Source organism: Candidatus Desulfofervidus auxilii, assembly GCA_030262725.1.
GTDB lineage: Bacteria > Desulfobacterota > Desulfofervidia > Desulfofervidales > Desulfofervidaceae > JAJSZS01.
This window is the reverse complement of sequence record JAJSZS010000018.1, coordinates 17,714-31,423: the sequence shown is the minus strand read 5'-3', so window position 1 is coordinate 31,423 and position 13,710 is coordinate 17,714. Positions and strand designations below refer to the sequence as shown.

The window sequence follows — 13,710 nt, the reverse complement described above, 5'->3', positions numbered from 1 at the left end:
ACCAAAAATGCCGATTTCTTTAACACCATATTTTTCTTTTAGCTCTTTTTTGTGCTTTTTAAGAATTTCCTTTATCCTGTCAAGCGATTTTTTCATTTTTGCCACCTCTTATTTTATTTCATTTTCGACTTTAAATCTTTTCAAAGCGACGGCGAGTTTCACTTAACGGTTGGCAAGTATGCAAAGCCCGTAAGAGTTTGCGTGAGCAAATCACATACCCTGTTAGGCGACGTTGCCATTAAAATCTCCTTCTGGTTCTACCAGAACATTAAATTCACCCGCTCTACCACACATTTCCAAAGCATAGTCTCCTGTATCAACAGCCTCGATCTTGATTGCTCTTTCTGACTTAAAGACATTTATGACCTTTATTTTCTCTACTACTTTTCCCATTCCAATTCCCCTTTCACTATGAATTGTTGTCATAATATCAAGTATGTCAAGCATTTTAAACCTTTCTGCAATGTTGCCTACCATTCTAGGGATATGTGAAGTTTCGCTTGCAAAATTTGGGCATAAGCCTTCTTGCTTCTGCCACAAGGTTTAGTACCTCTAAACCACCTATCCTAATAAGAGGTTGTAAACCTTCTTCTTCACATATAACATCAAAAGTTTCTTCTCGCTACAATAATAGGCAATTGCTTTTTAAAAATTAATCAAAAGCCTATGTCAAGTTGTTTCCTTGACAAGAGGAATACTTATGCTTATCTGATAATAAGGAAAATTGAAGGAGGAAAATATGAAGGCAGTGGAAGCATGGCGGCAGGTAAAGGAAAGTCTTTATAAGGCAATGGAAGTAGTAATGGAAAAAGCGCAAAAAGTGGCAGAAAAAACAAAAGAAAGTGCTACAGTAGCAAAACACAAATTAGAAGTAAAAAGATTACAATTAAAAATTGCAGGAAAATTTGCTGAATTAGGAAATAAAGTATATGAATTGCATCTCAAAAGCGAGGAAAATCCTTTGCAGAACGAGGAAGTCAAACAGCTTTTGGAGGAGATCTCCACTTTAGATAAGAATTTAACTCAAGTTCATACGGCTTTAGAAACCCAAATAGAAAAGGAGAAGAAAACATTAGAGGAAAAAAAATCAGAAATACAAACATAAAATGGTGCAAAAAAAGATCATTAGTTGTCCATATTGTGGTAAAGATGTTTTTATTTATAAAAATCCTATTCCAACTGTAGATATTATTATTGAAACAGAAGGTGGAATTATTCTTATTGAACGAAAAAATCCTCCTTATGGTTGGGCATTACCTGGTGGTTTTGTAGATTATGGAGAATCATTAGAAGAAGCAGCCATTAGAGAAGCACAAGAAGAAACAGGGCTTGAAGTAGAGCTTATTCGCCAATTTCATACTTATTCAGAGCCAAATCGTGATCCTCGCCAACATACAATTACAACTGTTTATATTGCTAAAGCAAAAGGAATACCTAAAGCAGGAGATGATGCTAAATCTTTGGGAATATTTAATCAGAAAAATTTGCCTTCTCCTATTGTCTTTGATCATGCTAAGATAATCAATGATTATTTTGAAAAAAAATATTAAGAAATTTTTTTATAGCCTATATAAGCATATTGTAAACCAGAGCTTATTGTGAAAATTAAGGTTAAAAAATAAAAGAAAGAAAGAGGAGGTAAAGGCAAAAGTTTTTGAATGTGAATTAAAACTGCAAGTATAGTAATTATTTGAATAAAAGTAGTGAATTTACCTAGAATTGAAGGGCGAACTTCAAAAGGAATATTAAATAAGAATAAAAGCAACCCTCCTAAAAGAATAAATATATCTCGTGAAATTACAACTACAGCTAGCCAAGAAGGTAAATACTTATACCAAGCAAGTAGAACAAAAGAAGAAGAAAGTAAAATTTTATCTGCAATAGGATCAAGACAAGCACCTAAAGTGGTGGTTTGTTTAATGCGACGGGCAAGAAAACCATCAATAGCATCAGTAATGGCAGCTATTAAAAATACAATAGTAGCTAAACAAATATATTTTTGAAAAAAAGCAATAATCAAAATAGGCACTAAAAACATTCTTAAAAAGGTAATTAAATTGGGCCAAGACACTTATCCTCCTTGACTTAAATAAATAGTATTGCCTCTTATTCCTTTTATCACCAATCCTAAACCACCTAATTGATTAATAAGTTCTGACATTGTTCCTTCATACCTGCCTGTGTATATTGTTTTTTTTGCAGAAACTTCTTTTAAGTATATTCTAATACCACTAATTTTTTCTATTTTTTCCCAAAGTGTAAAAATTTCATTATAATCTGAAATATCTTTAAAAATTATTTCAAAATAAGTAATTTCTCTTTTTTTATGATTTTCTAACCAAAGAGATAATCTTTGTGCTAAGTTATAAGCGATATCTTGTGTATATTTTAAAGCAGTTCGAATAAGAGTTTCTATATCAGACTCATGAGTAAATTTTTCTATTGACTCTTTATAAATAGTTTCATGATAAATTGTATAAATTAGTTCAACATTAAAATTCAAATGCCAACCTTCAATCTCATTGGGTTTGGTCTCAAGGATAAAATTAAGTAAAAAAGGGATACCTTTTTGAAAAGTATAATCAGAAACCTGTTCTTTATATAAATTTTCTTTGAAAATTGGTAAAAAATTAAATAATAGAAAAAAACGTTGCCAAAATGAGAGGAGAGGTGTTTTAAAATCAATACCTTCTGGTAGAAGGAAAAAAAGAAGAATTTTTTCACCTTGATTTGTTTCAATAATACCAAGACTATCTAATCGCTTGGCTAAATTTTCCCAATTTATTTCTACTTCTATCTGTACATGATAAGAATCCTCATCTCTTTCTTCTTCAAGAAGGCTATAAGTTTTAATAACCTCAAATATATTTTTATAAACAGAATTGGGCACATAAGGAGAAATAATATTAACAGTTGTTTTTATTGCATTCATTAAAGCATTTTTAACTGCTTCTTGTTGAGTTTTAACTAGATTTTCTCTTAAAGGAGCATTACCTGTAGCAATAATCGTTTCCCACCCATTAGCTAAAATAGGTTTTAAAAACAAAAATAAAATGATTAAAATAATTCTATTTTTCCAAAAAACGAACAATCGCATTCTCTATCCTTTTTTCTTCCTCTATTGAATACCATTCAATATCTTTTTCTTGCCTAAACCAACTTAATTGTCGTTTAGCATAGCGTCTAGTATCTCTTTTTAATAGTCTTTTTGTCTCTTCTAAATCATATTTACCTTGAAGATATGCTATTACATGACGATAACCAATAGCCTGCATAGGTTTTAGTTTTGCTGTATAGCCCATTTTTAATAAATTCTCTACTTCTTCTACCAAACCCTGAGCAAACATCTCTTCTACCCGCTTTTCAATACGTTGATAGAGCTCTTCTCTTGGACGATAAAGGCATATTTTTAAATAATCATAAGGTTTTTCACTAAAACGATGTTGTTTTTGATGCCAAGAAATAGGTTTTCCAGTAAGTTTATATACTTCAATTGCTCTTATAACACGTATAATATCTGATGGTTGAATGCGATTAGCTGCTTCAAGATCAATTTTTTTTAATAAATCATGAAGATATTTTCTTCCTTTTTTTTCTGCTAGATTTTTTAATTGTTGACGTAAAAACTTATCAGATGGTGGAGCAGGAAATATACCATGTGTAAGTATTTTTAAATAAAGCATAGTACCACCAACAACCAATACATTTTTTCCTTTATTAAAAATATTTCTTATTGCTTTATCTGCATCTTTTCTATATTGAGCAACATCATAATCTTCATCTGGATTTTTTATATCAATAAGATGATGAGGAACAATTTTTCTTTCTTCAGGACTAGGTTTAGCAGTACCAATATCCATATACCTATAAATTTGCATGGAATCTGCGTTAACAATCTCAGCATTAAATTTTTGGGCAAGAGAAAGAGAAAGTGCTGTTTTACCTACACCTGTTGGACCAGTAAGAATAATAATTTTTGGCTTCATGAGCGATAAAAAAATTTTTTAATCTCTTCTTTGGTAAAGATTTTATAAAAAGGGCGACCATGAGGACAATGAAGAATTTTAAGAGATTTTATTTCTTTAATTAAATATTCCATTTCCTTTAAACTCAAAATATCATTAGCACGCACAGCTAAATGGCATGCCATGCTTTTTAATAATTCAGATACTATTTCACTTAAATGAAGCGGTCTTATAAATTGAAGATCTGTTAATACTTTTTCTAAAAGGCTACGTATATCTTTTTTAATTAATAAACCAGGCACTGCACGAACCAAATAAGTCCTTTCACCAAAAGGTTCTAAACTAAATCCCATCTTTTCTAAATGAGGTAAAATTTCTTCAAAAATTTCTATTTCTGTTGGAGAAATTTCTAAAAGTATTGGAGTAAGTAATTCTTGTGTTTGAGGTCTGTCTTCTTCATAAAGCTGTTTTATCTTTTCATAAATAAGACGTTCATGGGCAGCATGTTGATCAATTAATATCAATTCCTCTTCAGTTTCACATATAATATAACTTCCCCATAATTGACCAATAATTCGAAAGGAAGGAGTAAAATCAGGAAGATGTGCTTTTTCATAAGCTATTTCCGGCTCTTTTATTTTGAAAGAAGATTTTTCCAAAGAAATAGGTATATCTGATTCAAAAGAAGTAAAAGAAAATAATCGTTCTTCCATAATTTTCTTTAAAGCCTTTTCTAAAGCCTCTTGAATGGAATGAGGGTCTTTAAATCTTATTTCTTGTTTAGTTGGATGGACATTTACATCTACCATATCTTTTGGTAATGTAATAAAAATAACTAAAAATGGATATCTCCCTTTTGGCCAGCTACTCTCAAGTACTTTATATACTATTTGATTAAGTAAGACATTTCTTACCCAACGTCCATTAACAAAAAAATACATATTTTGAGGTGTAAGGCGGCTAAATTCAAGAGATGCCATCATTCCTTTTATTATCACTACACCAGATTCTACTTCAATATGTTTTAGTGATTTTGCCAAATCAAGACCAAATATTTGACCTATTCTTTCTGTTAAATCAGTTGTTGAAGGAAGTTGAAGGGAACGCTTTTCACTTTTTAAACAAAAATGGATTTTAGGATAAGCTAAACCTAATTTTATTACTGTTTCATAAATATGAGCAGCCTCCGTAGTATCTTTTTTTAAAAATTTCTTTCTAGCAGGTGTATTAAAAAACAGTTCTTTTACTTCTGCAATAGTACCTACAGCCATACCTATTTCTTTTTCTTCCTTTATTTCTCCACCAACAACAAAAATCTCTTTACCCCAAAGTTGTGTTTTTGGTCGACTAGCTAAACGCAAATGAGAAACTGCTGCAATACTAGCAAGGGCTTCACCTCGAAAACCCAAAGTATGAATCTGAAAAAGGTCTTCTTCTGAATTAATTTTACTAGTAGTATGACGCTTTACAGCTAGGGATAAATCCTCAGCTAAGATGCCAATACCATTATCCTCTACTTTTATCAATTCCTTACCACCTTTTCTTATCTCCACTTTAATAAGATTAGCATTGGCATCAATAGCATTTTCAAGTAATTCTTTTACTACAGCAGCTGGGCGTTCTATTACTTCACCAGCAGCAATAAGATTAACTAAATTAGGTGGTAAAACTTTTATAATTCCCATATCATTTAAACTTGTGTTCTGTACCTGTAAGAAGACGATGAATATTTTCTTTGTGTCGGTAAAAAATAAGAAAAGCAATTGCCACTGCTAAAAGAATATAAACTTTTTTATCAGAAAAAAGGCCAATAAGTACTGGTAAAGAGGCTGAAGCCGAAAGAGAAGCTAATGAAACATACCGCCAACGCCATAATACACCTAAAAATATTAATGTACCAAATAATACTGCAAGTGGAGAAAGCACAAGAAATATACCTGTAGCTGTAGCTACTCCTTTTCCACCTTTAAATTTTAAATACACAGGGAATAAATGCCCAAGAAAAGCAAAAAATCCTGCCAATGCAACTATTGTTTGTTTTTGCCAATTTTCTGTACCTAAAAAAATTAAGAAAAATAATACAGGTAATGCACCTTTAAGCATATCACCTATAAGTGTAATAAGTCCTGCTTTTTTTCCTACCACTCTTGCTACATTTGTTGCTCCAATATTACCACTGCCTGCCTTTCGAATATCTATTTGAGAATATCTTTTAGATATTAAAATACCTACTGGAATAGAACCAATAAGATAGCTTAAAATAAAGCCTAAAAAAATTTTCATTTTCAACCTCTTATAATTTTTTTAAAATTGCGACACTCCATTCTTCATCTTGAAAACGTTTGAATTCTTTTAAACCAAATTTATTAAATATAGAAACAACTACATCATCATCTGGGACAATCATCCCTCCTAAAACAAGCCAGCCACCTGAAGTAAGCTGTTTTACTAAAATTGGAGCAATCTGTTTAAGGAGAATACCATAAAGATTAGCAAAAATTAAGTTAAACTCTCCTTTTATTTCTGTTACTGAACAATGTAAAATTTTAATTTTATCTGTCAAATTGTTTAATTTCACATTTTCTTGAGCCTCCTTAACAGATTCAGGATTTATTTCTACTCCTATTATTTCCTTTGCTCCTAACTTTGCAGCACCAATGGCTAAAATCCCTGTTCCTGTTCCAGCGTCTAAGACTCTGTAATTAAATTTTTCATAAAAAATATCTTTTAAAGCTTCTAGACAATAAATAGTACAGGGATGTCTGCCATTGCCAAATGCCTTCCCCCTTTGAAGCAAAATGGGAATACCAAATGAAGGAATATATGAATTAGGGATTGGCACAAGAAGAAAATCATTAATAGGATTAGATGGGTTTTTTATTGTTAAAATTTGATAAGAAACATTATGCCGTTTTACCAATGGATTTAAAAATTTATTGAATTTTTTTAAAAAACTTTCAGGAGATGAAGAAAATAAATAAGCTTTAATTAAAAAATTGTTTTTTTCTTTTTTCACATTAAGCCCATTTGTGTATAACCATAAAAAATCATAAACTGTTCCCAATAAAACAAGAGGTAAATTAATTGTAATTTCATACCATCGCATTTTTAATTACCTCTTTTAAACATCTTCCAGTATAACTTTTTTCATTTTTAATTATTTCTTCTGGTGTCCCATAAGCAACAATCTCTCCACCATTTGGCCCCCCTTCTGGTCCTAAATCAATAATATAATCAGCCACTTTTATGACTTCCAAATTGTGTTCTATGATAAGCAGAGAATGACCTTTTTCCAAGAGGTGATTAAATGCTCTTAAAAGACATTCTATATCTGCCAAATGAAGACCAACAGTAGGTTCATCAAAGATAAAAAGATACTTACCATAACCAATCTTTAAATAACTAGCCAATTTAAGCCTTTGGGCTTCTCCTCCAGAAAGTGTGTTAATAGGTTGCCCAAGACGCAAATAATCTAAGCCCACTTCAAAGACAGAAGAAAATTGTTTCTTTATTTCAAGCACCTTGGCAAAAAAGGAATTGGCTTCATTAAATGTCATATCTAATACATCAGCAATACTTTTTCCTTGATATGTAACCTCCAATACCTCTTGTCGATAACGTCTTCCCTGACAGGCAGGACAGGTAAGATAGACATCAGAAAGAAACTGCATCTCTACTTTTTCTACACCTGCTCCTTGGCAAACTTCACATCTTCCACCAGGGCTATTAAAAGAAAAAGTGCCAGGAGTATAGCCCCTTTTCTTTGCTTCAGGTAAAGAGGCAAAGAACTTACGGATAGATGAAAATATACCAAGATAAGTAGCAGGGTTTGCTCTTGGTGTTTGACCAATAGGGGTTTGATCTACAAGGATTACATCCTGTATTCTTTCAAGACCAGAAATACTTTTATATTTTCCTGGTTGTCCTACAAACATTCCCTTTTCTTTTTTTATGCCTTTATAAAGAATTTCTAAAGCAAGGGTACTCTTACCTGAGCCAGAGACACCTGTAAGACAGACCATAACTCCTAAAGGTATTTTAATGTTTAAATTTTTTAGATTATGCGCTGCTGCTCCTTTTATCTCTAACCATCCCTTAGGTTTTCGTCTTTTTTTTGGCAAAGGAATACATTTTTTCCCACTTAAATATTGAGCTGTAATAGAATTATTTGCTTTTAATAATCCATTAAATGGGCCAAAATAAAGAATTTTCCCACCTTTTTCCCCTGCCCCTGGCCCTAAGTCTAAAACATAATCTGCTGCTTTAATAATGTCAGGGTCATGTTCTACCACAACTACTGTGTTTTCTTTTGTTAAATCTTTTAAAATCTTTATTAACCGAGCATTATCCCTAGGATGGAGACCAACGCTTGGTTCATCCAAAATAAATAACATATTTACCAATGATGAACCTAATGCTCTTGTTAAATTTACTCTTGCTACTTCACCTCCAGATAAGGTACGTGATTGACGGTCTAAAGTTAAATAACCTACCCCTACTTCTCTCAAATATTGAAGTCTTTTACAAATTTCATCAATTAGGAGTTTTGTTGCTGGATTCAAATTTGGCCAGGATTGAGAAAAAAAATCAAATGCTTCATCAATAGTCATAGCGTAAATTTCGGCAATATTTTTCCCTTTTAATTTATAAAGTAATGCTTCTTTTTTAAATCTTGTTCCATTACATGTTGGACAGGTAAAATAGCCACGATAGCGAGAAAGAAACACACGGACATGCATCTTATAACTTTTGGTTTCAAGCCATTCAAAGAAACCTTTAATACCATCAAAATCCTCATCTCCTTCTATAATAAGTCTTTTTGCTTCAGGGGATAATTTAGCAAAAGGAACATGAATAGGTATACCTTTTCTCTGGCAAAATTCTATTAATTCTTCATATTCATAGCTTTCTTTTTTCCAAATCTTTATTGCCCCTTCTGCCAAACTCTTATTCTTATCTGGAATAACTAAATCCATATCATAACCTATGATTTTCCCAAATCCCCTACAGGTCTCACAGGCGCCTAAAGGACTATTAAAAGAAAAAAGATTTGGCTGTGGTTTTTTGTAAATGATACCACAATATGGACAAGCATAAGCCTGACTAAATTTAAGTATTTCTTCAGGTAGTATATGGATTATCACTTCTCCTTGACCAAATTTCATTGCCATCTCTATTGCTTCTTGTAAGCGACTCTGTGCTTTCGCTGAGATAATCAAGCGATCTACCAAGATCTCAATTTTTTCACCAACTTTAAGCGAAATATCATCTAAATTTTTTATTTCCCCTACCCATATCCGATCAAATCCTAATCTGATTAATCCTTTCCTAGTCTCTTCAATTGAAATTATCTTATATGGAAAACAGATTATACACTTTTTATTAATTGCCTTATCTAATAAAATTTTTACAATCTCTTGAGGATCATATTCTTTTACAGGTCTGCCACATCTCTCACAATGAAGTACAGCTATTTGTGAAAAAAGCAGTTTTACATAATCAGTAATCTCAGTCATAGTGCCTACAGTAGAGCGTGAGGTTTTAACTGGATGATGTTGATCAATGGCGATAGCAGGAAGTATCCCTTCAATCCTTTCTACTGCTGGTTTATCTAAACGTTCAATAAATTGTCTGGCATAAGGTGAAAAAGTTTCAATATAGCGGCGTTGTCCTTCTGCATAAAGCACATCATAGGCTAAAGAAGATTTACCTGCCCCACTTACTCCAGTAATAACAGTAAGGGCATTTAAAGGTAAATCAAAACTTATATGCTTTAAATTGTGTTGATAAGCCTCAATAACCCTAATGGATTTCATGGATATTAAAGATTACAACAACTTAAAAGATATGCAAGTTTATCTTGCACATTTTTAAACTTAATGGTATTTTGGATTAAATTTTTTGGAGGTTTATAAAATGAGAAAATTAGCAATTTTGATAATGATATTTTGTTTTATTTTTTCAACCATTCCTGTTATGGCAAATGAAGGAGAGAGTGATTTAATTATATGGGATCTTTTATTAGCTAGACCAATAGGTTTAATAGGCATTGGAATTGGAACAAGTGTTTTTTTAATATCATTGCCTTTTACCCTACCTTCAAAGAGTGTTAAAAGTGCAGGTAAAAAACTTGTTATAGACCCTTTTAATTATACTTTTAAAAGAAAGCTTGGACATGAATTGTTATAAAATTCTCAATAAAAATAAACTTAAATTTGGCATATAAGTAATAACAATCAATCCGAATAAAAGAATCCCAAGAAAAGGAAGAGAAGCTAGATATAATTTTAAAATCGGTCTTTCAAAACAAAGGCTTGAAATAAATAAATTTATACCTACAGGAGGGGTAATATAACCAATTTCTAAGTTTGTTAAAAAAATAATGCCTAAATGGATTAAATCTATTCCATAAGCCCTAGCCATAGGAACAATAAGTGGAATAACGATTAATAGAGCAGAAAATATATCCATCATACAACCAACAATTAATAAAAAAATATTAAGAAAAATTAAAAATAAAATTTTACTTTTAATATGAGTTTTAAATATTTCTAATATTTTCATTGGAATTTCTGCATCTATTAAATAATTAGTAAAAGCCAAAGCACAGGCAAGGATAATAATGATGCTACCTACTAAGATCATACTCTGTCTGATTATAGAAAATAGTGTTTTTAATCTTATGTCTTTTTTAATAAGAAGTTCAACAATTAAAACATAAAAAGCTGTAACTGCAGCTGCTTCACTTAATGCAAATTTTCCACTATAAATACCACCCATTACTATAACAGGTAAAATAATCTCCCAAAATCCTTCTTTTGCTGCTATTAAAAGTTCATTTAAAGAAAAATTACTTTTTGGTAAATCAAAACCTTTAAATATGCAAAATGTAGAAAGTAAAAAAATTAAAAATAATCCTGGTAATATTCCAGCTATAAACAATTGATCAATATTTACTTTAGCTATTACTCCATAAATAATTAAAGGCAAACTAGGGGGAAATAATAATCCTAAGCTTCCAGAAATAGTAATCAATCCCAAAGAAAATCTTTCTGAATAACCTTCTTTTAATAGGGAAGGAAATAATAAATTTCCCAAAGCAAGAATAGTTACACCAGATGCACCTGTAAGTACAGTGAAAAATGCACAGACAAAAAGAACAACAATAGCCAATCCACCTGGACACCAACCAAAAGCTGCTTTAGAAAATCTGACCAATCTCTTTGGTGCGTTACTTTTTGCAAGAATTGCACCAGCAAAAGTAAATAATGGAATGGCAATAAGCAAAGGTGTATGAGCAATGCGGCAAATTTCTATCATAATGGCTGAAAAGTCTATGTTTGTTTTGTAAAAAGATAAAAGAGTAAAAGCAGCAATAATGATAAAAAGGGGAGTACCTATAATAGCAAGGAGAATGAATAAAATATTTATTAAAATCATGTACTTTTTAGGAATAAAATAAAACTCATTATTGATTTACTTAAAAATCTTATAGCCATTAAAGGAAATATTAAAGGAAGTATAATTTCAGCAAATAACGTATAATGTGAAATACAATATTCATCTTTAATAAATTTTATGGCTGCATAAGTCAAAAAAATACAGATGATAAATGAAAAAAGATTTATTATAGTATTTAAGATTAAATTCCATTTTCTTGAAATTAAGACAGGTAATATATTAATAGAAATATGCTTTTCTTCTTTTATAGCTATAGATGCACCTAAAAGTCCAATCCAAAGCACCAAATATCTTGTTATATTTTCTATATAAAAAATACTTGTAGAAAAAAAATTTCTTAATATAATTTGCAAAATAGAAAGACATAAAAGAGAAAGAAAAAGAAAAATAAGAAAGCCATCTTCAATTTTTTCTAAAATATTAATAAATTTTTTCACTTTCTATATTCTCTTAAATAAAATAAAATCTTATCCAATATTTCTTTTGAAAACTCCTTTCCTGCTAATTCCATTGCTGCTTTCTGAGATAATTTTATAGCATCTGCAATTTTTTCTTCTGATAATTCTATAATCTTTATTCCATGCTTTTTCATTACAGATATTGCTTTTTCATTTTCTTCCCTTGCCTTTTTATTTAATTTATTGAAATATTTTTCTGCTGATTCTTTAAGAATCTTTTGATATTGAGAAGGAAGCCTTTCAAATATTTTATCTTTTATTAAAATTGCCCCTACCCCATAACTTAAAGGTACATTTATCATATATTTCACCCTACTAAACCATTGTAAAGCAACCGCACCTAATGGAGAATTAAATACTACATCTATTAAATTTGTCTGTAAGGCTAATAACACATCAGGTATTTCCAAAGGAATAGGTATTATTCCTAACTTATTAAAAACAACTCTAGCAATCTTATCACCTTCCCAAATCCAAAATTTAAGCCCTTTTATATCTTTTAAATCAGTTATAGGTACATTGGAAAAAAGATAAATAAAACCTACCTCAGCAAAACCTAATAATATAAATCCTTTTTTTCTAAAACCTTCTCTAAATCTTTTTTCCATTTTATTTAAGACATAATCTACTTCTTTATAATCTTTAAACAAAAATGGAATTTGCAGAGCAAGAATATCTTTATAAATCATACTCAATCCTAGACCAGTAAAACCACCACCATGGATTTGCCCTATCCTAATCTTTCTCACCATATCCCTTTCATCGCCTAAAACACCTCCTGGATAAACCTTAAAACGAACATTCCCATTTGTCTTTCTTATTATTTCTCTATTAAACTCATTAAATATTTTCATCCAAGTACTACCTTCTGGCGCCAATGTAGCAATTTTTATAGTAAAATTCTCCTTTGCATAAACTATTGAGCAAATAGATAAGATCAATAAAAATATAAAACACCTAAAAATATTCATCTACTTTCTCTAAAAGTTTTTTTGCTTTTTCCTTTGCTATAGTATTAGCCAAAGTAAGATTTGGTTCTATATCTTGAGGAGTTTCTATTACTTTTTTTAAAGTTTCAATAAATAATTTTTTATCAAATTTTTGTCTGGCATAATATTGAGCATAAAATACATAAGCCATAAGAAATTTTCCCTTACTAATCTCAAATGCCTTTTTAAAATGAAATTTCGCTCTATTTAAATTACCACCCAAGCTTTTAGGTCTTGCAGCATAATATATACCTAAATATAGATGAGGACTTCCATAATAAAATTTTTCATTTAACATTAATACCCTTTCTATTATAGAAATAGCCTTAGGTAAATCAGCTAAAGCTTCAACTGAATCCAAACTTAATTGAATATAACCCAACCAACAACTAGCTGTCCAAAATAATGCAGGCACATATTTTTTAGAAAATAATTTAAGCACTTTTTCAAACTCATTTAGAGGTTTATTTAATGCAGATTTAAATTTTTTATTTTTACATAAAACTTTTAATGCATATCTTTTCCCTTTTAAATATAATCTTTTAGCTAAATCTCTTTTTTCTTCTTCTATAAACATTGCATAAGAACAATAAGTCTGTGCTCCAGCAATTAATAACCTTTCATTTTCAGGCCAATCTTCAATAAGACCATCTATAAGCATTAAATAGGCAGGCAACCCACTTTTAATAATTTCTGGATTTGCACTCTTATTACATGCCTTGCCTACACTTTCTAAAATTAAACCAGTCATACCAATGGTAAGTCTTTTACTTGGAAAACAACCTATAAGGAAAATAAGTAACAGTAAAAATAAAAATTTCTTCATAATTTTTTATA

At 30.5% G+C, this 13,710-nt stretch carries 16 protein-coding genes; 3 read left to right on the top strand and 13 right to left on the bottom strand.

Annotated elements, in window-relative coordinates; genetic code table 11:
- Positions 1-96: nucleotidyltransferase (locus LWW95_09420; GenBank protein MDL1957244.1), on the bottom strand; the 96-nt coding region annotated here is incomplete at its 3' end.
- A gap of 126 nt (positions 97-222) precedes the next feature.
- Entirely contained in the window at positions 223-477 is a 255-nt protein-coding gene (locus LWW95_09415) for a hypothetical protein (protein MDL1957243.1), read from the bottom strand.
- Positions 478-739: 262 nt separating this feature from the next.
- Between LWW95_09415 and LWW95_09410 the strand changes: the two genes are divergently transcribed.
- Both LWW95_09410 and LWW95_09405 read left to right on the top strand, forming a co-directional pair.
- Positions 740-1,105, top strand: coding sequence for a hypothetical protein (locus tag LWW95_09410; GenBank protein MDL1957242.1), 366 nt, complete (start codon positions 740-742; stop codon positions 1,103-1,105).
- A gap of 1 nt (position 1,106) precedes the next feature.
- Positions 1,107-1,550 (top strand): NUDIX hydrolase, encoded by a 444-nt coding sequence (locus LWW95_09405; GenBank protein MDL1957241.1) that lies wholly within the window; start codon positions 1,107-1,109, stop codon positions 1,548-1,550.
- On the opposite strand, the gene pgsA is transcribed toward LWW95_09405, so the two are convergent.
- From pgsA to uvrA, 7 genes are read right to left on the bottom strand one after another with little or no spacing between them, the layout of a single operon-like run.
- Positions 1,547-2,071, bottom strand: coding sequence for a CDP-diacylglycerol--glycerol-3-phosphate 3-phosphatidyltransferase (gene pgsA / locus LWW95_09400; protein ID MDL1957240.1), 525 nt, complete (start codon positions 2,069-2,071; stop codon positions 1,547-1,549). The genes LWW95_09405 and pgsA overlap by 4 nt on opposite strands.
- The gene (locus tag LWW95_09395; GenBank protein MDL1957239.1) at positions 2,072-3,097 is read right to left on the bottom strand and encodes a hypothetical protein; all 1,026 of its coding nucleotides are present in this window, start codon (positions 3,095-3,097) and stop codon (positions 2,072-2,074) included.
- Positions 3,069-3,986, bottom strand: coding sequence for a tRNA (adenosine(37)-N6)-dimethylallyltransferase MiaA (miaA, locus tag LWW95_09390; GenBank protein ID MDL1957238.1), 918 nt, complete (start codon positions 3,984-3,986; stop codon positions 3,069-3,071). The genes LWW95_09395 and miaA overlap by 29 nt, the downstream gene beginning before the upstream one ends.
- A complete protein-coding gene (gene mutL / locus LWW95_09385) occupies positions 3,983-5,650 on the bottom strand; it encodes a DNA mismatch repair endonuclease MutL (GenBank protein ID MDL1957237.1) in 1,668 nt (555 codons plus the stop codon). Before mutL ends, miaA begins: the two co-directional genes overlap by 4 nt.
- A 1-nt stretch (position 5,651) precedes the next feature.
- On the bottom strand, positions 5,652-6,248 hold the full coding sequence (plsY, locus tag LWW95_09380) for a glycerol-3-phosphate 1-O-acyltransferase PlsY (GenBank protein MDL1957236.1): 597 nt from the start codon (positions 6,246-6,248) through the stop codon (positions 5,652-5,654).
- 10 nt (positions 6,249-6,258) lie between these two features.
- A complete protein-coding gene (locus LWW95_09375; GenBank protein MDL1957235.1) occupies positions 6,259-7,071 on the bottom strand; it encodes a 50S ribosomal protein L11 methyltransferase in 813 nt (270 codons plus the stop codon).
- A complete protein-coding gene (gene uvrA, locus LWW95_09370; protein ID MDL1957234.1) occupies positions 7,058-9,781 on the bottom strand; it encodes an excinuclease ABC subunit UvrA in 2,724 nt (907 codons plus the stop codon). The genes LWW95_09375 and uvrA overlap by 14 nt, the downstream gene beginning before the upstream one ends.
- A gap of 100 nt (positions 9,782-9,881) precedes the next feature.
- Between uvrA and LWW95_09365 the strand changes: the two genes are divergently transcribed.
- Complete coding sequence (locus tag LWW95_09365) at positions 9,882-10,154, top strand: hypothetical protein (GenBank protein ID MDL1957233.1); 273 nt, start codon at positions 9,882-9,884, stop codon at positions 10,152-10,154.
- Here the strand turns inward: LWW95_09365 and LWW95_09360 are convergent.
- Genes LWW95_09360 through LWW95_09345 form a run of 4 tightly spaced genes read right to left on the bottom strand, consistent with a single transcriptional unit; the run spans position 10,149 to position 13,699 of the window.
- On the bottom strand, positions 10,149-11,405 hold the full coding sequence (locus tag LWW95_09360) for a TRAP transporter large permease subunit (protein ID MDL1957232.1): 1,257 nt from the start codon (positions 11,403-11,405) through the stop codon (positions 10,149-10,151). The two genes, LWW95_09365 and LWW95_09360, sit on opposite strands and share 6 nt — an antisense overlap.
- Positions 11,402-11,863 (bottom strand): TRAP transporter small permease subunit, encoded by a 462-nt coding sequence (locus LWW95_09355; protein MDL1957231.1) that lies wholly within the window; start codon positions 11,861-11,863, stop codon positions 11,402-11,404. Before LWW95_09355 ends, LWW95_09360 begins: the two co-directional genes overlap by 4 nt.
- Entirely contained in the window at positions 11,860-12,855 is a 996-nt protein-coding gene (gene dctP, locus LWW95_09350; protein ID MDL1957230.1) for a TRAP transporter substrate-binding protein DctP, read from the bottom strand. Before dctP ends, LWW95_09355 begins: the two co-directional genes overlap by 4 nt.
- Positions 12,842-13,699 (bottom strand): TRAP transporter TatT component family protein, encoded by an 858-nt coding sequence (locus LWW95_09345; protein ID MDL1957229.1) that lies wholly within the window; start codon positions 13,697-13,699, stop codon positions 12,842-12,844. The genes dctP and LWW95_09345 overlap by 14 nt, the downstream gene beginning before the upstream one ends.
- Positions 13,700-13,710: the final 11 nt, after the last annotated feature.

Excerpts from the sequence above, each read along its gene's own strand:
- LWW95_09415 (MDL1957243.1), bottom strand. The coding sequence starts at position 477 with ATGGTAGGCAACATTGCAGAAAGGTTTAAAATGCTTGACATACTTGAT.
- LWW95_09410 (MDL1957242.1), top strand. The coding sequence starts at position 740 with ATGAAGGCAGTGGAAGCATGGCGGCAGGTAAAGGAAAGTCTTTATAAG.
- LWW95_09405 (MDL1957241.1), top strand. The coding sequence starts at position 1,107 with ATGGTGCAAAAAAAGATCATTAGTTGTCCATATTGTGGTAAAGATGTT.
- LWW95_09395 (MDL1957239.1), bottom strand. The coding sequence starts at position 3,097 with ATGCGATTGTTCGTTTTTTGGAAAAATAGAATTATTTTAATCATTTTA.
- miaA (MDL1957238.1), bottom strand. The coding sequence starts at position 3,986 with ATGAAGCCAAAAATTATTATTCTTACTGGTCCAACAGGTGTAGGTAAA.
- mutL (MDL1957237.1), bottom strand. The coding sequence starts at position 5,650 with ATGGGAATTATAAAAGTTTTACCACCTAATTTAGTTAATCTTATTGCT.
- plsY (MDL1957236.1), bottom strand. The coding sequence starts at position 6,248 with ATGAAAATTTTTTTAGGCTTTATTTTAAGCTATCTTATTGGTTCTATT.
- LWW95_09375 (MDL1957235.1), bottom strand. The coding sequence starts at position 7,071 with ATGCGATGGTATGAAATTACAATTAATTTACCTCTTGTTTTATTGGGA.
- uvrA (MDL1957234.1), bottom strand. The coding sequence starts at position 9,781 with ATGAAATCCATTAGGGTTATTGAGGCTTATCAACACAATTTAAAGCAT.
- LWW95_09365 (MDL1957233.1), top strand. The coding sequence starts at position 9,882 with ATGAGAAAATTAGCAATTTTGATAATGATATTTTGTTTTATTTTTTCA.
- LWW95_09360 (MDL1957232.1), bottom strand. The coding sequence starts at position 11,405 with ATGATTTTAATAAATATTTTATTCATTCTCCTTGCTATTATAGGTACT.
- dctP (MDL1957230.1), bottom strand. The coding sequence starts at position 12,855 with ATGAATATTTTTAGGTGTTTTATATTTTTATTGATCTTATCTATTTGC.
- LWW95_09345 (MDL1957229.1), bottom strand. The coding sequence starts at position 13,699 with ATGAAGAAATTTTTATTTTTACTGTTACTTATTTTCCTTATAGGTTGT.